The organism is Senegalimassilia anaerobia JC110 (genome assembly GCF_000236865.1).
In the GTDB taxonomy this organism is placed as follows: Bacteria; Actinomycetota; Coriobacteriia; order Coriobacteriales; family Eggerthellaceae; genus Senegalimassilia; species Senegalimassilia anaerobia.
The window spans coordinates 139,822-162,550 of record NZ_HE611014.1; the positions used below are offsets into that span (position 1 = coordinate 139,822).

A 22,729-nucleotide genomic window follows, 5' to 3' on the forward strand; every position below is an offset into this window, starting at 1 on the left:
ACTCTACCACAGTCAAGTGCTTTTCCCTTCAGGATTTTCCTGAACGGTAACATTATTTCCTAGCAAAGAGGTTCGTATTAGAAACAACGAAGCCGGGCACGTGGCCCGGCTTCGCTTTCGTTCAACTTGTTTGCAAGCTTTTAGTAACGGGAGTCGAAGATGCGCTTCGACTTCTTCTCGCTGCGCGGCAGCTCACCCATGGGAACGCCCTTCGCCTCGGGGGTGCAGCCGATCTTCGCCTTGAAGATCGCCGCCAACTGCTGTTCGCATCGCTCGCGCTCCTCGCCCTCAAGCGGCGTCTCGAACAGCACGGTGAGCACATCGCGGCCGTTGATGGCCTCGATCATCACCTGATACTCGGACGATGCGCCGTCGGTGAACTGCAGCACCTCCTCAATCTGGGAGGGGAACATGTTGCAGCCCTTCACTTTGACCATGTCGTCGGTGCGGCCCGTCAGGATGTCGATACGCGGATGGTGGCTGCCGAACTTGCACTTGCAGTCGCCGGGGATGATGCACGTAAGGTCGTGCGTGCGGTAGCGGATGAGCGGCGCGCCCTCCTTGCGCAGCGTGGTGAGCACCAGCTCGCCCACTTCGCCGTCAGGCAGCTGCTCGCCGGTTTTCGGGTCGACGATCTCGCAGTACACGTAGTCTTCCCAAATGTGCATGCCGTGATGCTCTTCGCAGGAGATGCCGATGCCCGGGCCGTAGATCTCGGTCAAACCGTAGATGTCGAAGATTTCGATACCAAGTTCGTTGGCGATACGCTGACGCATCTTCTCACTCCAGCGCTCGGATCCGATGACGCCCTTGCGCAGGTCGAGCTTATCGCGCAGGCCACGCTTCTCGATCTCCTCGGCAAGCAGCAGCGCATAGCTGGACGTGCCCGTGATGACGGTGGAATGCAGATCCTGCATCATCTGCAGCTGTTTTTCGGTGTTGCCGGGACCCATGGGGATGGCCATGGCGCCCAAGCGCTCACAGCCCAGCTGGAAGCCGATGCCGGCAGTCCATAAACCGTAACCAGGGGTGATCTGAATGCGGTCGGTGTTCGTGATGCCCGCCGTCTCGTAGCAGCGCGCGAACATGGTGGCCCAATCGTCGACGTCCTTCTGCGTGTAGGGAATGACGACCGGAGTGCCCGTGGTGCCCGAGGAGCTGTGGATGCGGACGATCTTCTCGTCCGGCACCGCCTGCAGTCCCAACGGGTATGCCTCGCGCAAATCGGCCTTTTCCGAGAACGGCAGCTTCTCGAAATCTTCCTGGGTCCGCACATCGGACAGATCGATGTCCTTGAATTTACGGGCGTAGAAGGCCGATCGGTCCTTCAGGGTTTTGAACTGCTCTTTGATGATCTCAAGCTGCTCCGGCTTCATTTGCATAGTATGCTCCCTTGTTCAAATGGCTTGTTTCTTTTTATTCATGCTGCGTGAGGAAAAGTGCGTAGGCGCTTCAAGCCCGAAAAGGCTGCGGGAAAGCACGGCAAATCGGCCCCAAGCCTTACAGGTCTTGAAGCTAAAGCCATCGACCAGCCAACGCGATGCGCGCGGCTGAGGAGAAGTGGATGTCGAATACCGAAGTCATACTGGTCATTGTAGGCCAAACCAAACCGCAAGCAACCCCCAAAACCGGCAACGGGACCGATTTGCGGTCCCGTTGCTTGCAATGCAGGGTTTTGCGGTGCTACTCCCCTACCGCCACGTTGATGGCTTGCAGGTTCATATCCACGAAGCGCGGCTTAACGCAAGCCGCGATCGCCGCGCGAAGGTCTTCGACATCGATGGGCACGCATCCCGTTTGCAAGGCCTTGGCAAGCAGCAGGCTGTTAAGTACCTTGCGGCTGCCAGCCGCTTTCGTAAGCGCGGCATCGTCGACGGGCACGAGCTTCGCCTGAGTGCCCGCCAGAGCGCGCTCCATGTTCGCGATCACGTCGCTGGCGCGATACGGGTTCTTCGATAGCGCCGCCGTGACCGGCTGAACCGCTGTGGTGGCGAACACCAGCGTCCCCGCAGGGGCAAGATAAGGCAGCACACGCGCGGCCTCGGCCGGCTCGAACGCGATGATCAGATCGGCGGTACCCCGGCTGACCAGGGGCGCATGCACCTGCTCGCCCTTGTTGCCGATGCGCACATGCGACACCACGTTGCCGCCGCGCTGCGCCATGCCGATGGTCTCTGCCGTGCGCACCTGCCAGCCCTTTTCCAAAGCGGCCTGGGCAAGCACCTTCGCAGCCAGAACGGTTCCCTGACCGCCTACGCCCGTGAGCAGGATATTCAGCATGCTAGGCCTCCTTCTTCTCGCTTGCGGCGGATGCGGCGTCGACCACGGAGATGCAGTCGAACGGGCACACCTGTGTGCACAGCCCGCACCCGTTGCACTGGCCGGCGTCGATGAACGCCTGACCACGCTCCCCGCTTTTCGGGCCGCGCGCATCGGTGTCGAAGCCGATGCCGGGACACCCGATCTCGGTGATGCACTTCTTGCAACCCGTACAACGCTGAGCGTCCAACACCACGGGAGCGGCCGGCTTGAACAGCTGCACGCAGGGGCTTTCGAACATGATGGCGGAAGGTCCCTCGAAATCAATCGCCTCACGCGCAGCGTCGATGGACTGCTGTAGGTTCAACGGATCGGCGTGCACGATGCACTCGAAGCCCACGGCCTTCAACACGGCTTCAATGGAAACCGGCTTGCGACGCTCGCCCATCAGCGTCACGCCCGTGCCCGGATGCGGCTGGCTGCCCGTCATGGCGGTGGTGGCGTTGTCGAGCACGCACAGCGTGAAGTCGTGGCCGTTGTACACGGCGTTCACGATTCCCGGCAAACCGCTTGCGAAGAACGTCGAGTCGCCGACGAACGCCAAGGCCTTCTTCTGCGGCTCGACCACCGAGAAGCCCTGCGCCATGGTGATGCCGGCGCCCATGCACAGACAGGTGTCCACCGCATCGAGCGGCATGGCGTTGCCCAGCGTGTAGCATCCGATGTCGCCGCAGAACACGGCAGGCTTCTTACCCAGCGCGCGCTTCACGGCGTAGAAGCTGCCGCGGTGCGGGCAGCCCGGGCACAGCACCGGCGGGCGGACCGGGAGAGGCTGCTTGGGGTCGGCATTGTCGTAGGTTGTCGCTTCTTCCGCCTCGGCCAACTCGGGGACGCCGAGGTAGACGGCCAGACGGGCAAGGATGTCGTCGACGTCGTTCTCGCCGCGATCGCGCGCTTCACCCGTCAGCTTGCCGTGCGTGTTGTACTCGGCATGCGTCCTGCCCGCGAACGCCAGCAACTCGTCTTCGAGCACGTGATCGAGCTCTTCAAGCACGAGCACATCGGCAAGCCCCTTGGTGAACTCGGCGCACGTGCGCTCAGGGAACGGGAAGGGAGTGCCCACCTGCCAGAAACGATATGCCGGCAGCTGCACGCCTCGCTCGTTCGCACGCTCCTCGAGCAAACGAAGGGCCTCGAGCGCATAAGCGGCCGACACGCCGCCCGCAACGATGCCATGACGGGTGAGCTGGCCGGCCACGCGTCGCTCGTCGACGGGATTGAATGCGCTCAAAACCGGGTTCGTCGAGTAATCGACGGCAATCGCGCGCAGGCGCTCGTTGATTTCCCCATGGCCCTCATAGGCGCGCTTCGGGAAGATGACCCAACGCGGGCCGCGCTCGAAGCCCTCCTCGGGGATGGGTTTGGCGTGCGTTTCCTCGGCAACGTCGAAGAACGTGGAAGCATGGCACACACGCGTGGTGGGGCGTACGATGACCGGCGTCTTATAGCGCTCCGAAAGCTCGAACGCCGCCTTCATCATGTCGAAACCCTGATCGGGCGTTGCCGGGTCGAGCACCGGCACCTTGGCGAAGTTGCCGAACCTGCGCGTATCCTGCTCGGTCTGCGACGAGATGGGACCGGGGTCGTCGGCCACGAACAGAACCGTGCCGCCCTTCACTCCCACGTAGTTCAAGCTCATCAGCGGATCGCTTGCCACGTTCAGGCCCACCTGCTTGCAAGTGAACAGCGTGCGCGCTCCGCAATACGATGCGCCTGCCAGCAGCTCGAGCGCGCTTTTCTCGTTCGTGGACCACTCCACATGGATGCCCTGAGCAGCGCCGGAAGCATGCAGCTTCGCCACGGTTTCCGTCACCTCGGACGACGGCGTCCCGGGATAGCCCGCAACAACGCGCACCCCCGCCTCAAGTGCGGCATGGGCGAACGCCTCGTTGCCCATAAGCAGTTTCTTCGTCATATGTTTCCCCGCTTCAAAGCCTGGTTTCAGGAATCGCCCCCTTCGTTGTTTCACGTGAAACAACGAAGAAAGAATCGTCTTGATACCTGTTCATGATAGCAAAAGGGCGACAGGTTGCCCCGTCGCCCTTTCGCAAGTGGCCGGCTTTACGCCTCGGCCATGGCCTTCTTCATATCGATGATCTTCTGACGAGCGCCGTCGCAGCCGGTGCCCATGATCTGCACTGCCAAGATGGCCGCGTTCTTCGCGCCGTTGATGGCAACGGTGGCAACCGGCACGCCGGAAGGCATCTGCACCATGGACAGCAGCGAGTCCAGGCCGCCAAGGTCGCTCGTCTTCATGGGAACAGCGATAACCGGGTCGGGGGTGTAAGCGGCAACCACGCCACCCAGATGAGCCGCCTTGCCGGCAGCGGCGATGATGACCTTGATGCCTCGTTCATACGCAGTGGAGGCCCACTCATGCACCTCGGCAGGCTTACGGTGCGCGCTGGCAACCTTCACCTCGTACGGGACGCCGAACTCCTCAAGCTGCTTCATGCAAGGTTCCATAGCGGGCATATCGCTTTCGGAACCCATGATGATGCCGATGACGGGATTCTTGTGATCGCAAGACATTTCGCAACCCTTTCAACACGTGATTTGCTTTCCAAGGCAGTGTAACGCGGATGCAGGAGCATTGGGAAAACCGCACGCAAATTATGGGAGACCGAAACATGCCAAAGCCAAGGAAGCAAAATCGTGAAAGCGGAGTCGGAGCAGAACTCCAGCTAGCATGAGAGCTTGCCAACTACGGAACAGTAGACTCAAAGCAGGTCCGGGCAACGGGTTCGGAAATATGAAACCGGTAATGCGAGACTCGAGTAACAGGTACGGAATGACGAGACTCGAGCAGCAGGTCCAGAAAGCAACAAGCCCGATGGCTTTCACCATCGGGCTTGTAAAGTTCATGGTGGTCGGAGGGGGACTTGAACCCTCGGCACGGGGATTTTCAGTCCCCTGCTCTACCAACTGAGCTACCCGACCAGAAGTCGTTCGTTGCGAACGCGAGTTAGTATATTACGGCAGCAAGCGCTTTTCGTCAACCCCGATTCCGAACTTTTTTGAGATACGTTCCCCTTCTCAGGAAATCGCTCCCAAGGTCGACCGGCCCATTACTTGCACTCAGCGCAGCCGCTGCCGAACAGCAGCTCCTTCTCCTCGCCGGGAAGCGCGGCACGAGCCTGGTCGCGCAAGTTGTTCACGCCGATGAAGAACTGGCGCATCATGACGACCAGCAGATAACGGCCCTTCGGGGTCAACGTCAGCTCGTCGGCGTTATCGGTGGCGAACGCGCCCGAGGCCTTCATGAACGCCATCTCCACCGGCAGGCCGACCTCCACCGAGCAGCCGAAGTCCTTCTTGAACTGGCGCTTATCCAGGCGCAGACCGAACAGCTGCATCATGAAGCGGTAACGCATGCGATCGCGCTTGCTGAAGGTGGTTTTGCCCATAATGGACATGTGACCCGCCTCGATGCACTTATTGTAATCCTTCACGCTGAAGGTGTTCACGTACAGGTTGCTGCCCAGATAGGTGATGCCGCCGCTGCCGATGGCTGGATACTCCTCATAGTCGACCACGTACTCGTCGATCATGGCGTCCTCGCCGGCAGCCGACGTGTTCCTCTTGTTGAACGTCCACGCCGAACCGTGCTCGAACAGGTGCAAGGGACCGCCCGTCAGCAATTCGCTGATGATCTCGTAGAACTTCTGCTCGCGGGCGTAGTCCACCTTGCCCACGGTGCGGGCCAGGCTGCGCTCGACCGACGGCGATGCCATAAGCGGGTAGAACGTGGTCTGTGTGCAACCGCTCTCGATGACGCGCTCGATGTCGTTGATCAGGATGTCCTCGGTTTGCGCCGGGAAGTTGAAAATCATGTCCGCGTTCATGGACACGAAGTACGGGCTGGCATCCTGGATGCGCTCGAGGATTTCCTGGCCACAGCCGTACTTGTCGTAGCGGTCCATCTGCTTGAGCAGGCCGTCGTCGAAGCTTTGCACGCCCACGGACAGGCGCTGCACGCGGCCCTGCAGCTTGTCCAGATAGCTGGGAATCAGGTGGTTCGGGTTCGTCTCGCCTGAAACCTCCTGGATATTGAACAGCTCGCGCGCCTGGTCGATGGTGTCGCACAGCTCATCGATCATGATGGTGGGGGTGCCGCCTCCAATGTAGACGCTGTCGAAGTCGTAGCCCAAATCCTTCAGCATGCGCATCTCTTTGCGCATATTCTCGAAGTACGGGCGGGCACGCTCCTCGCTGAACGGGAACCTGTTGAAGCTGCAGTACGGGCACAGACGCTCGCAGAACGGCACGTGCATGTACAGCATATAGCGTTTCCCCTGCTCAGGTGCAGGCATCATCACCTCATCGGTGGGCTTGAGCTTCAGGTACTGGTTCGTGCATTGGCGAACCACGTTCGTAAGCAGGCGCTCTGACAGCATGTACGCGCGCTCCTTTTCTCGTCCTAGTGAAAACGGTAGGAATTATATCCTACCGTTTCAGTCTCATATAATCTCGACGAAAGCTTCGCTCCTCGTGCACGAAAGGCGAGGCCTTACTCCCAGGCTCCGCGGCCTGCGGCAGCCTTCGCGCCGATGTCGGAGCGCAGCTGCTTGCCCTCGAAGTTGATGACGTCGCAGGCCTCGTAGGCCTTCGCACGGGCATCGTCGAACGTCTTGCCCAGCGCGACCACGTTCAGCACACGGCCGCCGGCGGTGACGAGCTCGCCATCGGCGTTGCGAGCGGTGCCGGCGTGGAACACCGTCACGCCATCCATGGCCTCGGCATCCTCAACGCCTAGGATGACCTTGCCCTTCTCGTACTTGCCCGGGTAGCCGGCGGAAGCCAGCACCACGCACACAGCCCACTGGTCATCCCACTCGAGTTCGATGTCGTCGGGACGGCCTTCGGCCACGGCCATCATGACATCGACCAGGTCGGTCTTCAGGCGCGGCAGGACGACCTGCGTCTCGGGATCGCCGAAACGGGCGTTGTACTCCAGCACCTTCGGGCCCTCGGGCGTCAGCATGAAGCCACCGTAGAGCACGCCGCGGTAATCGTTCTTGAAGGGCTCGCGCGCCGTTGCGGCTGCGGCAACCCGCATCATGTGCGTCATGTTCGCCAGCTCCTCATCGGTGACGATGGGCACCGGGGAGTACACGCCCATGCCGCCCGTGTTCGGGCCGCGGTCGCCATCGAAGGCGCGCTTGTGGTCCTGGGCGGTTGCCATGCAGTGAGCCTTACCGCCGGAGACAAACGCGAGCAGCGAGCACTCCGGGCCGGTCAGGCACTCCTCCACAACAACCTTGGAGCCCGCGGAGCCGAACGCCCCGTCGAAGCAGCTGCGCACGGCGTCCTCGGCAACCTCGATGTTGTCGGCGACCACGACGCCTTTGCCGGCGGCCAGGCCGTCGGCCTTCACGACGACGGGGGCGCCCAGCTCATGCACGTACGCAAGCGCCGGCTCAAGCTCGGTGAAGCTGCCATAGCGAGCCGTGGGGATGCCGTTGGCCTGCATGAACTCCTTGCTGTACGTCTTGCTGCCCTCGAGCTGCGCACCCTGCGCATCGGGGCCGAAGACCGCCACGCCGGCTTCGCGCAGCACGTCGGCCACGCCCGCCACCAACGGCGCTTCCGGGCCGATGACCACCAGGTCGATGGCGTTGCCCTTCACGAACTCCAGGACGGCCTGGCCGTCCTCGGCGTTCAGACCCGCCACGTTCTGCGCGACGGAGTCCGTCCCGCCGTTGCCCGGGGCCGCGTACAGGTTGTCGGTACGGGGGGATTTCGCCAAGGCCCACGCAATGGCGTGCTCACGGCCGCCGCCGCCCAAAACCAAGATGTTCATGTAACTAACCCTCCATTTCCAGCTCTCGGATAATATGCGTGTGCGGGACCGCAGATTCATGCAGCCCCGCACGGGATTCGCTTCGCTATTCAGTGACAGCAGTCCATCGAGTTTATCGGCGTCTTACCAGCCGCGCATGATGGTCTGATCGCGATCGGGGCCGACGGCCACGATGCTGATGGGCACGCCCACCTTCTTCTCGAGATACTCCACGTAGCTCTTGGCGTTCTCCGGCAGCTCGTCGAACGTGCGACAGGCGGTGATGTCCTCGCCCTTCCAGCCGGGCAGCTCCTCGTATACGGGCTTGGCGTGGAACAGCACGCTTTGCTGCATGGGGAAGTAATCGTAACGCTCGCCATTGCACTCGTAAGCCACGCACACCTTGATGGTGTCGAAGGCGGAAAGCACATCGAGCTTGGTCAGAGCCACATCGGTCAGGCCGTTGACGTCGGCAGCGTAGCGCGCGATGACGGCGTCGAACCAGCCGCAGCGGCGCTTGCGGCCGGTGGTCACGCCGTACTCATGGCCGACCTGGCACAGCGTCTCGCCTTCCTCGGCCTCAAGGCCTTCGCCGCCGTCCTCGGCGTACGTCAGCTCGGTGGGGAAAGGACCGCCGCCGACGCGGGTGATGTAGGCCTTCTGGATGCCCAGCACGCGGTCGATGTTGACCGGGCCCACGCCCGAACCGGTAGCGGCGCCGCCGGCGCAGCAGGAAGAGGACGTGACGTAGGGGTACGTGCCATGGTCGATGTCGAGCAGCGTGCCCTGCGCGCCCTCGAACAGGATGGACTTGCCCTCACGCACGGCATTGTTCAGCATCTGGCTGGTCTCGGCCATATACGGCTTGAGGATGCGGGCGTACGGCAGGTACTCCTCGCAGATCTCCTCGACCGTGTAGGTGTGCAGGCCGTAGATCTTCTCCAGGATGGCGTTCTTCTGGATAAGCGCCGTCTCGACCTTCAAGCGGAAGATCTTCTCGTCCATGAGGTCCTGGATGCGGATACCCTTGCGAGCAACCTTGTCCTGGTAGCACGGGCCGATGCCGCGCTTGGTGGTGCCGATCTTGTGATCGCCCAGGCTCTTCTCGTCGGCGCCATCAAGATCCTTGTGGTACGGCATGATGACATGCGCGTCGCAGCTGATCTTGAGGTTCTTGCAGGAGATGCCCTCAGCCTCGAGCATGGCCATTTCCTTGACCAGCACGCCGGGATCCACCACCACGCCGTTGCCGATGACGGGAATGGCGTTCTCGTACATGACGCCGGAGGGCATCAGGTGAAGCGCCAGCTTCTTGTCGCCGTGGATAACGGTATGGCCTGCGTTGTTGCCGCCCTGATAACGGACGACGTAATCGTATTCGCTAGCAATGAGATCGGTGATCTTGCCTTTGCCTTCGTCGCCCCATTGGGCGCCAACCAGAACGGTGCTGGGCATGTGTGCGCATCCTTTCGATAACAGTGTCGCAACCCTCACAGTGTACTACAGAACCACTTCGGTAAGGCCCGGATCGGCCACGCGCATGGTTTCAACGATTTCTTCATGGCAGGTCAGCAAAATGACCTGGCGATGGCGCGCCAGCTGGGCCAACGCCTTCGCCGCGCCCGCGCGGCGCTGGGAATCGAAGTTCACCAGGATGTCGTCCGCGATGATGGGAACGGCGCGTCCCACGTTGTCGGCGGTGACGAGCAGCGCGATGCGCAACGCCAGATACAGCTGCTGGCACGTTCCCAGCGACAGGTGCACGGGCTCGCGCACGGTGCGCAGCGCATCGGTCACCTGAAGTCGGCCATCGGCGCTCATGGACACCTTCACCCACTTGCCCTCGGTCATCAGGCTGAGCAGCTCGCTTGCGCGGGCATACACCTCGGGCTGGCTTTTGCTCTCCCACGACGCTATGGCCGCCTCGAGCATATGGCGCGCCAGCAGCAGCTTCGCGAACTCCATGGCAGCCTCGTCGCGGCGCGTTTTGAGCTGCTGGGCCTCGAGCTTCAGCTCATCGAAGCTGCGCTCGCCCTTCGCCTGGGAAAGCAGCTGGCGAAGCTCGCCGTAGCGGCGGTTCAGGTGCTCGCTCGTCTCCATCAGGCCCTCGCGCTGGCGCGTCTTGCGCGCGATGAAGGCGTCCACGGCCTCGAGCGTGCCGCGTTCGCGGCGCATGCCGATCTCCGCGTACAGGCTCTCGCGCATCTCGCGGGCCTTCCCAAGCGAATCCTCCAACGCCGTGCGGCGCGACACGAGCGCCTGCTTGCGCTGCATGTACAGGGCGTTCTCCGCGCGGACGTCCTTCGCCTCGTCGAGCAGCGCGCGAGCATGGCGCAGGGAGTCTTTCGCTTCGGAAAGCCCCATGGCGGCAAGATCGTCCTGCACGGCTTGGCGTTGATGCTCCTGCTCGGCCAGGCATGCTTCCAGCTTCTTCTTGTCCTGCAGCATGACCCAGTGCCGGTCTTGAACGCGTTGGGAGCGTTCGTCGCCTTTCCTGCCCGGCTTGAACAGCATGATCAGCGAGGCCGCGGCGAGCACCACCGCCACCAGCACCAGGAAAAATCCCAGCGCGGTGAACGACAGGCTGGTTATCTCGCGGCCATGCATGAACAGCGGGATGCCCGCGAACATGAAGGCCACGGGCAGCGCCACGGAAAGGCCGATCTGCACACGCTGCTGACGGCGTGCGCGGATGGCCTCGTTTTGCTCGTCTTGGGTCTCGAGCATCGCCTCGTAGGCCGCCCTGGAAGTTGCGTAGTTGTCGCGCGCCAGGTCGACGGCGTGCTCCGACTTCGCCTCCTGGACGGCAAGCGCCTCGATGCGGTCACGCAGATGGCGCTCCTCGGTAGCCGTGATGCCCGCCAGCTCTTCGGGATGTTCGCGCTGCGCCAGCCTATGCTCGCAGCGCAGGCTCTCCTCCTGAGCACGCAGATCGGCGATCTTCTCCTGCAGCTCGACCTCGTCCGCCTCGGTCTTCTCCAGCGTTTTGCGGTTCGCCTTCAGCGTCTCGATGGCGGTGTTCAAGTCGCCGATCTTCGCCAGCAGCTCATCGCGTTGCGGCTTCAGCTCGGCGAACTCGCGATCCTCGCGCTTCAGACGCTCCACGCGGTCGGATTCGGCGGCGATGCGACGGCGCAGCTCATCCTGCTCCGATTCGAGCTTCACCAGCGATTTCTCGGATGCCGCAGCCCTTGAGGTGAACTGCGCCAGGCGCTCTTGCAGCGCGGTCAGCGCATGCGCCGGGGAAGCCCCCGTTCCGGATCCGGCCGTGAGCAGCTTGGCCGTCACGTCGGTGGTGTTGCGCAGCTGGCGCAGCTCGTCGCTGGTCAAGCTGAACATGGTGCGGTACGTTTCGCGGTCGATGTCGTCGGCGACCGACGCGTCACCCTGCAGCCCATCGGCGTTGCGGATGCGCGAGGCCTGCGACGCCTCCGAGCCGTCCTCGTTGGCGAAGAACAGCGTTCCCGCACGTTCCGCGTTATCGGGCTTGTAAGTGTTGCGCTGACCGCGCGCCTCTTCCCAACCGAACAAGACGCCGCCGACGAACTGGGCAAACGTAGTCTTGCCGGCCTCGTTGCGGCCGAACACCACGTTCATGCCCGGCCCGAACGGCCCGATCAGGCGGTTGGAGAACGCGCCGAACGCGTCCATCTTGATATGTTCCAGATACTTGCCCACTAGCGCTCTTCCCCTTGCGACAGCATATCGAGCACCAGATCCTCGGCCTGCTCAGACAGCTTCCCCACCTTGCCGGCACAGCTCGACGGCATCTGCAGCCCTCGATCGAGGAATTCCTGCTGCAGAAAGGAGATCTGCTCCTCGGGAAGGGACCGCTGCGTCTCGGCGACGCGCAAAAAAACCGCCGGGAACAGTCCTTCCTCACGCAGGGCCTGCTTATCGCGCGGTTCCTGCGTTTCGTCAACCATGGTGTCGCAGAAGAACGACGCATACGAATCGTTCACGTGCTTGCGCAGGTCCTCGAGCACATCGGGACGGGAAAGCACCTCGTGAAGCGCGGTCGTGCCCGTCAACGCGATGCGCGAGATCATCTCCTCGCAATGCGCCTTGCCGTTCGCCCGGAACAGCTCCCGGATGATCAGGTCGCTGATCTCGGGCAACGTAGTGCAGTCGGACACGTCGACGCGCAGGCGCTGCCATACCACGCTTGCCGTGGGGATGAATTCAAGCTGCGGGACCGCGCCTTCGGAAAGCGTGACCAGCTGCGCTCCGCGCGGGCCCGTTTCCTTGATGTCGCGCCCCTGGATGCACCCCGAGAACGCAATGCGGGGACCATCCTCGCCAGGGTGGATGTATCGCATATGGATATGCCCACATGCCCAGTAATCCATGCCGGCGGAAAGCAGCACCGAGGGGTTGACCGGCGCTTTCACGGGGTCGAGGTTCAACCCGGTATGCAGCATGCCGATGGCGAAGGGAGCCTGCGCGACGTCAGGTTCGCGCTGCTGAAGGGCTGCAAGCGCCGCATCGCGCGTGATGCCGTCGGCGATGCATTCATCTATCGGCCACGATTGGTTGTAGTATCCGCGGCCGCCGATGATGCAAAGCGGCTTGCCGTTGCGCCTGAACAGCTCGAAACCCGGCTTGTCCGCCGGCAGCATGTGGGCGTTCTCCGGCAAGGAAAACGCGCTTTGCTGCCAAGAGGTATAAGGGTCATGGTTGCCCGTGATCAGGTACACCGGGATTCCCGCTTTTCCCAGCGTGCGCATGCCCTCGAAGAATCGCAGGTAGTCGCCGTATGACGCGCGCGACGCATCGAACACGTCGCCCGAGATGACCACGAAGTCCACCTTACGGGAGACTGCCGTGTCTATGACGCGATCGAACGCTTCCGCGATGGCCTGCACCAATCGGGCAGCCCACGCAGGCGACACCTTGGCAAGGCCGCGGAAAGGCGCACCAAGGTGAAGATCGGCGGTGTGGAGGAATGTCAGGCTCTCAGTCATAGCTTCAGTTTACCCCGGCCCCGTCGTTGCGTGCGCTACATATAGTCGGGAACGCGCGAATCGTCGATGAAGTCCATGAAGCGGGTGTATTCCGCGTTGAAGGCGAGCGTGATATCGCGCGTGGGACCGTTGCGGTGCTTGGCGACGATCAGCTCTGCCGTGCCCAGGTCGGGACGGTCCTCGCTTTCCGCCTCCATCTCGTCCATGCTTCGGTCGATGAACATGACGATGTCGGCGTCCTGCTCGATAGCGCCGGATTCACGCAGGTCGGACAGCATCGGGCGCTTCTTACCGCGCATCTCCACGGCACGGGAGAGCTGCGACAGCGCGATGACGGGCATGTCCATTTCCTTGGCGAGCACCTTCAGGCCACGGGAAATCTCAGCGACCTCGACGGCGCGGTTGCCGTCACGGCGCGCCTGCGGCGGCTGCATCAGCTGCAGGTAGTCGACGATGATCAGGCCCTTTTCGGCGTCGCGCAGCTCACGGCGCGCCTTCGCGCGCAACTCCAGGATGGAAAGCGCCGGCGTGTCGTCGAACTCGATTTTCAGTTTAGAAAGGTTGCTGGATGCCTCGATGATGGCCGCCCAATCCGCATCCTGCACCTGGCCGGCGCGCAGCTTCGACAAGCTCACGCGCGCCTCGGATGCGAGAACACGTTGCACTAGCTGGGAGGCGCTCATTTCCAGCGACAGAAACGCCACGGTAGCGCCCAATTTCGCCGCGCTCGTGCACAAGTTCAGGGCGAAGGCCGTCTTGCCGACACCAGGACGTGCTGCAAGGATGACCAGGTCGCCGCCGCGAAAGCCGTGGAACAGGTCGTCAACGTCCTTGAAGCCCGATGCGACGCCCGAGATCTTGTTCTCCTGCGCCGCCATCTCCTGTAGTTCCTCGAAGGCGTCGACCAGCAACGTATCGATGCCCGTGAATGCGCTGGACACACGCTTCTCCGTGACCGCGAACAGCGTTTTCTCCGCCTGCTCCACGACAACGCCAAGGTCATCAGGAGCATCGTAGGCAAGCGAGCGGATTTCCCCGGATGCACGGATCAAATCGCGCAGGATGGAGGTGCGCTTGACGATTTCAACATGATTCTGCCAATTGACCAGGGCGAACGAATTGCTGGCAAGCTCCAGGATGTACGCCTGGCCGCCAACGGCTTCCAACTGCCCCGTTGCCTTCAGGTTATCGGCAACTGAGATCTGGTCGAGGGGGATATGGCGCGTGTAAAGATCGAGCATAGCCTCGAAAATGCGCTGATGGGCGGCTCGATAGAAGTTATCGGGGATGAGTTTTGCGGCAACATCCTCGATGGCCTCCTGGTTGAGCAGGCACGCTGCTAACACCGACTTCTCGGCTTCTATGTTCTGGGGCTCCATTTTGCGGATCGAGGAGCTCTCAGGCGCCTCAGGGGCAAAATCAGGATTATAGGGAACGTCAACGGGCATGCTGCTCATCCTTTCTTGTATCCGGTTTATCATACCGCACTCAGAGTTGCGCCATGGATGCCGCAGGACGTCAACCGAACACCAACATCAAGCATTGGAGAACAACCTGATTCGAAGCCTGAAATAGAAAAATCCCCCACACAAACGTATGGGGGATTTGCTAGTTCGCTTTAAAGCGCTGAGTTATTCAGCGGCCTCTTCAGCAGCAGCCTCCTCGGCGACAACCTCGGTCTCGGCCTCTTCGGCCTCTTCCTCGGCAGCAACCTCGTCGATGCCCACCAGCAGCGTGACCGTGGCCTTGATGTCACGGTAGATGGAGATGACGACCTCGTGCTGGCCGGCGGTCTTGATGGCCTTGCCAGCCTCGACGCGACGGCGGTCGATCTCCACGCCCAGAGCCTCCTTGATGGCCTCGGCGATCTGGGTGGCGGTAACGGAGCCGAACAGCTGGCCCTCTTCGCCGACCTTCGCGTCGACCTTCACGGAAGCACCGTCGAGCACGGACTTCAGCTTGTCAGCATCGGCCAGGCGAGTAGCCTCGCGCTTGGCGATGTTGTTCTTGCGCATCTCCAGCTGCTTCAGGTTGCCCTTCGTAGCCAGGATGGCGATGCCCTGCGGCATCAGGTAGTTGTTGGCAAAACCGGGGGCCACGTCCACGACGTCGCCTTCGCCGCCCTTGCCCTTGAGCTCTTGGAGCAGGATGACTTTCATGGTTCCTCCTTGCGCCTAGCGATTGCGGCGGTCGCCGCGGCCGCTAATTGCGGGAACCGCGTAGGGCATCAGAGCCATCTCGCGAGCGCGCTTCACGGCGTTCGCGATGTCACGCTGGTGCTGGGTGCAGGCACCCGTCACGCGGCGCGGCTTGATCTTCCCGCGGTCGGTAACATACTTGCGCAGCATCTGAGTATCTTTGTAGTCGATGTACTCCGCGTCCTCTTTGCAGAACTGGCAGTACTTGCGACGAGGCTGCTTCGCGTAGTCGGACATTTGGTAAACCTCTTTCGCTTAAAACGGGATGTCTTCGTCGTAAACCGAAGCAGAGGCATCTACGATCGGAGCTGCAACGGGAGCGGCCATCGGAGCGGGCTGCGGGGCATAACCTGCGGTCATGCTGTTGTCGTAACCCTGGTTGGCGTTGTTGCCGTTGCGGCTGGACATGAACTCCAACTCGTCGACGATCACTTCAAGCTTGCTGCGGCGCTGACCATCGCGCTCCCACGAGCTGTAACGAAGCTTGCCCTCGATGGCCACTTTCGTGCCCTTCGTAAGGTAGGGCTGCAGCTTCTCGCCACGGGTGCCGAACATGGTGCAGTCGACGAAGTTCGGGTAATCCTCCCATTCGCCGGTCTGCTGGTTCTTGCGTCGGTCATTGACCGCAACGCCGAACCCCAGGATGGCCATACCGCTTTGCGTGGAACGAATTTCGGCGTCGCGCGTAAGATTTCCGCTGATCATGACACGATTGATGCTCATGTGTATCTACCTCTTCTCATGCTGGGACCTTGTGGGCCCCTACGTAATCCTATTCGCGGTCGGTGCGCTTCACGATCATGTGGCGAACAACGACATCAGAGATGCGCAGCACGCGATCGAGTTCTGCAACCTCGGCGGGATCAGCGTGGAAATCGATGAGGGTGTAGACACCGTCGGTCAGACCATTGATCTCGTAAGCGAGTTTACGCTTGCCCCACTCGTCAACGTTGTCGACGGAACCCTCAGCGGACGTGATAATGCCCTGGATACGATTCATCGTATTTGCACGGGTTTCCTCGTCGGTAGACGGAGCAATAATAAACAGCAGTTCGTAAGCCTTCATCAGCTCACCTCCTTTGGACTTTACGGCCCCGGGCTGGTGAAGGCACACACCGGGGCAGGAATTAGCCTGACTATATTATCAAGCCCAATTCCCTAATGCCAGCCTTTCACCTTGCTTTCTTCCTTCTGCACCGTTTCAACATATCGCCGCACCTCAGACAGCAGGCCCCTGCTCCACAGCCCGCCATCTGCCCGCATCCCCAACTATAGGCACGCCATCTTGCAGAACCCTTGTCGAAATGGCGAAGGCGGTTCACCTGAACCTTGCAGGTGAACCGCCTTCGCGTCTATCGCCAGCCTATTAGCTTGATGGACAAGCTTGCTAATCTTACCGATCTCGCACTATCGGATATTTCGAACAGCATGCTTCTGAAAGAGCAAAATGCTTGGCACATGGAAAGCCCCGTCCTCGGATTCGCAACCTCTATTGGGCGAACTCGAGTTATTTGGGCTATTCCTCTTCGGAACCCTCGTCCACCGCTTCGAACTCGGTCTCGTCCTCTGCGGTGTACTTCTCGTCGATCTCATCGTCGCTGTACTCGCCCGGGGCCTTCAGAGCGATCATGAAGTTCGGGGCCTCGCCGATATACGCCGGCTCGTCCTCGAACTCAACGGTGCCGTCCTCGGAGCATTCGTACAGATAGCCCACAGCGAAACCCTTATCTGCGCCGGGCACGCCGCCCTCGGCGATAAGAGCATCCTTCGCACCCTCATCAACCTCGACGTAACCGTCGTAGCAGAGCGCATAAGCTTGCGCGCCCTGGGCATGCTGCACCGTATGGCGAGCTGCGTTGAAACACGCCTCCACAGACTCGCCTGGATGGTTCTCAATGAACAGGTTCTCCTTGACCGCCAGCGCGGTGAAGGGAACAACTTCGTTGCTCTGGGACAGCTTCTGCTTCGCCTCATCCAGCGAGAACAGCAGCACCTTCTCCAAGATTTCGGGGATCTCGGGAACTTCGTTATCCTGATTTTCAACAACGCGATCTGCCATTGCCGTATCCTTTCGATTCTTTACAATGCGAAAGCCACGCCCCCGCATGCATTTCATGATGCATCCAGTGTAGCGTGGCTTTCGACCTACGATATCGTTGTTGCAACGAACCGCTGAAAATCCGCGTTCAGGTTTAGCGACGATGACGCTTGCGGCGCACCTTATAACCCTTCTTCTTGCCGCAGATGCCCTTATCCTTCATCGCCAGGATCAGCTTCTCGGTGATGGCGTCAAGCTGGGCGACCTCTTCGGCGCTCAAGCAGGAGATGATGTCCTCGGCGGTCTTATCGTTGGCTGCAATGCGCTTCTCGGCAAGCTCGCGACCAAGATCAGTCAGCTTCACCGCGTAGGTGCGCGGCTGATCTGCCGACTCGATGGTCACATAACCGTTGCGCTCAGCCTTCTTCACGATGTCCTTAAGGTTGCTGCGGTTCATGCCAAGCGTCTTGGTGAGATCGCGCTGCGTAGCGCCATCGTCAACCAGCAGGGCCTGAAGCAGTGCGCCCTGACCGCGCTTGAAGCTCTTCGGACCGTTCTTGCGGAACGCCAGGCGTACAAGCTTGTTCGCTTTCTTCATCTGAGCCAAAGACTTTGCGGCTTCGTTCATGGTGATTCCTTTCTATACCGATAAGGTAAGGCAATCTTCGAATAACGTGAGTATACGAGTGTTGCCTGTACAGTGTTTCACGTGAAACATCGTTATCCATAAACACTCCGTGGATTACTATTTCCCCAGGTTATATTTATATCTATGATTATTCATGAATAAGATTCTTTCTTGAAAATCCCAAAGCAATAGCGCAACTGCCTGGGAAATGAAAAAGCCCCTGCATTTGCAAGGGCTTCAAGTTTCCTGGCGGAGGAGGAGGGATTCGAACCCTCGTCACCGGGGTTTCCGGTGAAACGGTTTTCGAGACCGCCGCATTCAACCACTCTGCCACCCCTCCGCATGGGGTGGGTCGGCTGGGTATTTATGCCGACCTATAAAAAAGGCGTTACCGTAAAGGTTCCGCCGGGATAATCTGGCGGAGAGATGGGGATTCGAACCCCAGATACGCTTTTGGCGTATACACGATTTCCAATCGTGCACCTTCGGCCAGCTCGGTCATCTCTCCGCTTGCTTACAGCCTGCATTGCTTTCACGTTTTCTCTCGTGCGCTCATGCAGCGGTTAGGTATTTTACACTATCTAGTACGAACTCACAAGAGAAAAATACTCATTGTTTTTGCCATTTTTCGCAACTTGCAGCGGAACATCGAACAGCGAGCTCATCATCTGGTCGGTCAGCATATCCTCTTTCGCCCCATCAGCGAACAGCTTTCCCTCTCTGACCAGGACCAAACGTTTAATCTCGGGGATGATATCCTCCGGATAGTGGGTAATCAGCACGATACCCTTGCCCGCCTTTGCAAGGTCGCGCATGCTCGAACGCACATAGTACATACCTTCCGGGTCCAGCCCCGTGCACGGCTCGTCAAGCAGCAGCGTGCTCGGATCGTGCACGAGGGCGCGAGCGAAGAGCACGCGGCGCGCCTGGCCGCTCGACATGGTCATGATGTCCTGATCTGCAAGCTTCGCCACACCCAGCATCTCCATAGCGTCAAGCGCCTTCGCATGCGTGCGCTCATCCGGGTGGACGTGACGCGGAAGTCCGAGCGTGCCGAACAGACCGCCTTCCACGATATCCACAGCAGGTAGATGGACGTTGATCTGCGCCTGCATGGTGGACGACACGATTCCCAGCGTTTTGCGCACATCCACCAACGTCGCACGCGGGTTGCCGTTGAACTTCACCGGAGGCTGCTCACGGTACAACGGCATCACCTCCCTGGTGATCAGCTTCACGAACGTCGATTTGCCGGCGCCGTTCGGACCCAAAAGCGCGATGTTCTCCCCTTTTGCAAGCAGGAACTTATCAACGTGCAGGATTGTACGGCCCGCTCGCACGACCTCGGCGTCGTTGAGCTCGAACAAGGGCTGCACTTCGGTGTTTTCTTCGCTCATACACCCATTCCTTCCCAAACGAAGAAGGGAACCCGTTGAGACGGGTTCCCTTCTTATACTTGCTTCACGCGCCCCTGCAGGCTAGTTTGCCGAAGACTTTCCCTCAGCGTCGGCCGCGCTGGCAGAGCTGTCAGCGGAACCATCGGTGCTGGCGGAGGCATCTCCGTCCGTCGAGTCGGCAGCCGAAACGTTGGTATCGGCGCTATCGGTGCTGTTGGGATCTTCGGTCTGATACTTCGACATGTCAACGTCATAAGGCAGGCCGGAAGGCATGTCGTTGATCTTGAGGTCGGAAGATTCCTTCTTCTCAGTCAGCCAGTTCTGGTAGTTCGTGGTCTGACCCTGAGACTGCAGCGACTGCTTGATGGTCTCCTGCCACTCGGAGGGGATCTGGTCGAGGCTGGTGATCTTCACCGTCTCGGTGCCGTCGTCGGCCTTCTCCTTCGGAGCGTTGTACACGTCGGTGCACTTGATGATGTGGATGCCGTAGCTGCTGGTAACCAAACCGCTGACCTGGTCTTTTTCGAGGCCGCTCAGCGCATCCGTGTATTCCTGCACAAACGAGCTGGTCTTATCCCAACCCACATCGCCGCCAGCGTCCTTGGAACCTGTGTCCTTGGAGTACTGCTTGGCAGCCTCGGCGAAGTCGAGCTCGCCGGAGTTGATCTTGTTCAGCACGTCCTGAGCGGTTGCCTCGTCATCGGAATCGAACAGGATGTGGCTGGAACGCTTGGCTCCATCGTAGGCGCTGGCGTACATCTGCGCATACTGAAGCATATCGTCGTTGGAAGGCTCCTCGCTGGAGGTAAAGGTGTTGTAGAGCTCCTTGGCCTTCAGCTGCAGCTCAATCTCGGAACGATACTCGTCCTCGGTCATGCCAGCTTGCTCGAGAGCAGACTGCCACTTCTCGTCGCTGTCGTAGTTGGACTTCATCTTGTCGACATAGCTATCGACTTCAGAGCTGTCGACGGTAACGCCCTTTTCCTCGGCACCGGAGTTGATGAGCTCGCGTGTGACGTACGTGTTGATGATCTGCTCGCGCACGCCTGCCGGATCGGTGCCCATCTGAGCCAGGTAATTGCCCCAAGAATCCTCGTCGGTCAGACCCTGCTGCTCGCGAACGCTTTGGATATAGTCGGTAACCGTGTCCTCGTAGATTTCGGTACCGTTGATGGTGGCGGCCACCGCGCCCGAACCGGAGTTCTGGTTATTGCTGGAGCAGCCGGCAACGCCCATGACGCACGCCGCCGAAAGACCCATCGCGCAAACCGTTGAGATAATGCGAGATGCCTTCATAAAACCCTTCCTCAAACGCATGAAACCGCTGGACAGACGCGTCCCACGGTCAAATCGAATGCCTCGTGCGTATTTTCCCACACGGCGGAATTCGCCTTTCTTCCAGCACAATATGCCCATGCAGGATTCACAGGAGCTGGGCTTTCCTACAGCATTCGGGGTACTTCCCCATAAGAAAAGGCGGCCCGGAGGCCGCCTTTTGGGGTTCAAGCTGATTCCGTCGCGCCTTGCCGACACTCAATCGAACCACGCTCGAATGTGAAGTCGATGCGAAAACGGCTTTTGCGCTATTTCTTGTTCGCCTTCTTGCGCTCGATGGTGCTCAGGATGCGCTTGCGCAGGCGGATGGACTCGGGAGTGACCTCCACCAGCTCGTCATCCTCGATGTACTCCAGCGCCTCTTCAAGCGTGAAGGTGATCGGCGGGGTCAGCTGGATGGCCTTGTCCGCAGTGGAGGAACGCTGATTGCCCAGGTTCTTCGTCTTGGACACGTTGACCACCATATCGCCTTCCTTGGCGGACTCGCCGACGATCATGCCCTCGTAGCACTCGTCGCCGGGCTTGACGAACAGACGGCCGCGCTGCTGCAGGGTATCGAGCGCATAGGCGACGGCCTTGTCGGTTGCCATAGCGATCATGCAGCCGTTCTTGCGGCCGTCCATCTCGCCGGAATACGGGCCGTACTCGCGGAAGTGATGGAACAGCACCGCCTCGCCGTGCGTTGCGTTGAGGATGCGGGTCTTCAGGCCCATGGTGCCGCGGGACGGGATGCTAAACGTCAGATGAGTCATGCTCTCGTCGGAGAACATGTCCTCCATGATGCCGCCGGCGGTGCCCATGACCTCGATGGCCTTGCCGGAGTAGTCGTTCGGCACGTCGACAGTCGCTTCCTCGATCGGCTCGAGCTTGTTGCCGTGCTCGTCAGTCTTGTACACGACCTGCGGACGGCCGACCTGGAACTCGAAGCCTTCGCGGCGCATGGTCTCCATGAGAACGGACAGATGCAGCACGCCACGGCCGGCGACGCGCACGCCGGACTTATCCTCAGTCTCGTCGATGCGCATGGAGATGTTGCTCTCCTTCTCGCGCATGAGACGCTCCTTGAGCTGACGGGCGCCGACGATGTCGCCTTCGCGACCGACCAGCGGGCTGGTGGAAGCCTCGAACACGACCGCCATAGTGGGCTCCTCGACGGCGATGGGCTCCATCTCCACCGGGTTCTCGGGGTCGGTGATGACGTCGCCGATGTCTGCCGCCTCGACGCCGATCACAGCCACGATGTCGCCGGCATGGGCCTCGGGAACCTCGGTCTTGCCCAGGTTCTCGAAGGTGTAGACCTTGCGGATGGTGGCGTTGTACTGATTACCGTCGGGCTGCACGACCAGCACCTGCTCCTTCTCGTGCAGGGTGCCGCTGTGCAGACGGCCAACGCCGATACGACCCTCATAGCTGCTGTGGTCGACGGTGCAGACCTGCAGGGCAACCGGACCCTCGGCGTCCACATCGGGGCACGGGATCTCGTTGATGATGGTGTCAAGCAGCGGGATCATATCCATGTTGCCGTCATCGGGCTCCAGACGGGCATAGCCGTTGACTGCGGACGCGTACACCACGGGGAAATCAAGCTGCTCGTCGGAAGCACCCAGCTCGACCATCAGATCGAACACCTTGTCCACAGCGCCCTCGGGATCGGCGTTGGGGCGGTCGATCTTGTTCACGACGACCACGATGCGCAGGCCGCGCTCAAGAGCATGGGAGAGCACGAAGCGCGTCTGGGGCTTGGGACCCTCGTAAGCGTCGACGATGAGCAGGGCGCCGTCAGCCATGTTCAGCACGCGCTCCACCTCGCCGCCGAAGTCGGCATGGCCGGGCGTGTCGATGACGTTGATCTTGATGCCCTTATAGTGGATGGAGATGTTCTTGGACAGAATGGTGATGCCGCGCTCGCGCTCCTGATCGTTGGAGTCCAAGACGCGCTCCTGCACTTCCTGGTTCTCGCGGAACACGTGGGACGACCACAGCAGGCGGTCGACCAGCGTGGTCTTACCATGGTCGACGTGCGCGATGATGGCAACGTTGCGAAGGCCTTCTTGCTTCATACGGGTGT

Annotated in this window: 19 protein-coding genes and 3 tRNA genes; all 22 read right to left on the reverse strand. The window is 60.6% G+C overall.

Going from position 1 to position 22,729, the window contains the following annotated elements; all coding sequences use genetic code 11:
* Positions 1 to 140: 140 nt before the first annotated feature.
* A complete protein-coding gene (locus tag SFHG_RS00640; RefSeq protein ID WP_042432226.1) occupies positions 141 to 1,382 on the reverse strand; it encodes a phenylacetate--CoA ligase family protein in 1,242 nt (413 codons plus the stop codon).
* A gap of 301 nt (positions 1,383 to 1,683) precedes the next feature.
* Positions 1,684 to 2,280 (reverse strand): indolepyruvate oxidoreductase subunit beta, encoded by a 597-nt coding sequence (locus SFHG_RS00645; protein WP_042432228.1) that lies wholly within the window; start codon positions 2,278 to 2,280, stop codon positions 1,684 to 1,686.
* Between the two features lies 1 nt (position 2,281).
* The gene (locus tag SFHG_RS00650; protein ID WP_042432231.1) at positions 2,282 to 4,234 is read right to left on the reverse strand and encodes a thiamine pyrophosphate-dependent enzyme; all 1,953 of its coding nucleotides are present in this window, start codon (positions 4,232 to 4,234) and stop codon (positions 2,282 to 2,284) included.
* A gap of 146 nt (positions 4,235 to 4,380) precedes the next feature.
* Positions 4,381 to 4,851 (reverse strand): 5-(carboxyamino)imidazole ribonucleotide mutase, encoded by a 471-nt coding sequence (gene purE, locus SFHG_RS00655; protein ID WP_042432234.1) that lies wholly within the window; start codon positions 4,849 to 4,851, stop codon positions 4,381 to 4,383.
* Between the two features lie 332 nt (positions 4,852 to 5,183).
* A tRNA-Phe gene (locus SFHG_RS00660) sits at positions 5,184 to 5,259 on the reverse strand.
* A 128-nt stretch (positions 5,260 to 5,387) separates the two neighbouring features.
* Positions 5,388 to 6,716: a coproporphyrinogen III oxidase family protein gene (locus SFHG_RS00665; protein WP_042432235.1), complete on the reverse strand. Its 1,329-nt coding sequence runs from the start codon at positions 6,714 to 6,716 to the stop codon at positions 5,388 to 5,390.
* Positions 6,717 to 6,829: 113 nt separating this feature from the next.
* Positions 6,830 to 8,122, reverse strand: coding sequence for a phosphoribosylamine--glycine ligase (purD, locus tag SFHG_RS00670; protein ID WP_042432238.1), 1,293 nt, complete (start codon positions 8,120 to 8,122; stop codon positions 6,830 to 6,832).
* A gap of 123 nt (positions 8,123 to 8,245) precedes the next feature.
* On the reverse strand, positions 8,246 to 9,556 hold the full coding sequence (locus SFHG_RS00675; RefSeq protein ID WP_042432241.1) for an adenylosuccinate synthase: 1,311 nt from the start codon (positions 9,554 to 9,556) through the stop codon (positions 8,246 to 8,248).
* 45 nt (positions 9,557 to 9,601) lie between these two features.
* Positions 9,602 to 11,779, reverse strand: a complete 2,178-nt coding sequence (locus SFHG_RS00680; protein WP_202898022.1) for an ATP-binding protein — start codon at positions 11,777 to 11,779, stop codon at positions 9,602 to 9,604.
* Complete coding sequence (locus tag SFHG_RS00685) at positions 11,779 to 13,065, reverse strand: metallophosphoesterase family protein (protein ID WP_042432244.1); 1,287 nt, start codon at positions 13,063 to 13,065, stop codon at positions 11,779 to 11,781. The genes SFHG_RS00680 and SFHG_RS00685 overlap by 1 nt, the downstream gene beginning before the upstream one ends.
* A 35-nt stretch (positions 13,066 to 13,100) precedes the next feature.
* Positions 13,101 to 14,513, reverse strand: a complete 1,413-nt coding sequence (gene dnaB / locus SFHG_RS00690) for a replicative DNA helicase (RefSeq protein ID WP_042432246.1) — start codon at positions 14,511 to 14,513, stop codon at positions 13,101 to 13,103.
* A gap of 183 nt (positions 14,514 to 14,696) precedes the next feature.
* A complete protein-coding gene (rplI, locus tag SFHG_RS00695; protein WP_042432250.1) occupies positions 14,697 to 15,224 on the reverse strand; it encodes a 50S ribosomal protein L9 in 528 nt (175 codons plus the stop codon).
* A 15-nt stretch (positions 15,225 to 15,239) separates the two neighbouring features.
* On the reverse strand, positions 15,240 to 15,500 hold the full coding sequence (gene rpsR / locus SFHG_RS00700) for a 30S ribosomal protein S18 (protein ID WP_042432253.1): 261 nt from the start codon (positions 15,498 to 15,500) through the stop codon (positions 15,240 to 15,242).
* Positions 15,501 to 15,518: 18 nt separating this feature from the next.
* Complete coding sequence (locus SFHG_RS00705; protein ID WP_042432256.1) at positions 15,519 to 15,986, reverse strand: single-stranded DNA-binding protein; 468 nt, start codon at positions 15,984 to 15,986, stop codon at positions 15,519 to 15,521.
* A gap of 49 nt (positions 15,987 to 16,035) precedes the next feature.
* Complete coding sequence (gene rpsF / locus SFHG_RS00710; protein WP_042432258.1) at positions 16,036 to 16,329, reverse strand: 30S ribosomal protein S6; 294 nt, start codon at positions 16,327 to 16,329, stop codon at positions 16,036 to 16,038.
* Positions 16,330 to 16,779: 450 nt separating this feature from the next.
* Positions 16,780 to 17,322 carry a hypothetical protein gene (locus tag SFHG_RS00715; RefSeq protein WP_042432265.1) on the reverse strand — a complete coding sequence of 181 codons (543 nt, stop codon included), beginning with the start codon at positions 17,320 to 17,322 and terminating at the stop codon, positions 16,780 to 16,782.
* A 133-nt stretch (positions 17,323 to 17,455) separates the two neighbouring features.
* Positions 17,456 to 17,929: a MarR family winged helix-turn-helix transcriptional regulator gene (locus SFHG_RS00720; RefSeq protein ID WP_042432268.1), complete on the reverse strand. Its 474-nt coding sequence runs from the start codon at positions 17,927 to 17,929 to the stop codon at positions 17,456 to 17,458.
* A 247-nt stretch (positions 17,930 to 18,176) separates the two neighbouring features.
* Positions 18,177 to 18,269, reverse strand: a tRNA-Ser gene (locus SFHG_RS00725).
* A gap of 76 nt (positions 18,270 to 18,345) precedes the next feature.
* A tRNA-Ser gene (locus SFHG_RS00730) sits at positions 18,346 to 18,437 on the reverse strand.
* A gap of 73 nt (positions 18,438 to 18,510) precedes the next feature.
* Positions 18,511 to 19,326: an ABC transporter ATP-binding protein gene (locus SFHG_RS00735; protein ID WP_042432269.1), complete on the reverse strand. Its 816-nt coding sequence runs from the start codon at positions 19,324 to 19,326 to the stop codon at positions 18,511 to 18,513.
* Between the two features lie 81 nt (positions 19,327 to 19,407).
* Positions 19,408 to 20,622, reverse strand: a complete 1,215-nt coding sequence (locus SFHG_RS00740; protein WP_042432271.1) for a peptidylprolyl isomerase — start codon at positions 20,620 to 20,622, stop codon at positions 19,408 to 19,410.
* 287 nt (positions 20,623 to 20,909) lie between these two features.
* Complete coding sequence (gene typA / locus SFHG_RS00745; RefSeq protein WP_042432274.1) at positions 20,910 to 22,721, reverse strand: translational GTPase TypA; 1,812 nt, start codon at positions 22,719 to 22,721, stop codon at positions 20,910 to 20,912.
* Between the last annotated feature and the right edge of the window lie 8 nt (positions 22,722 to 22,729).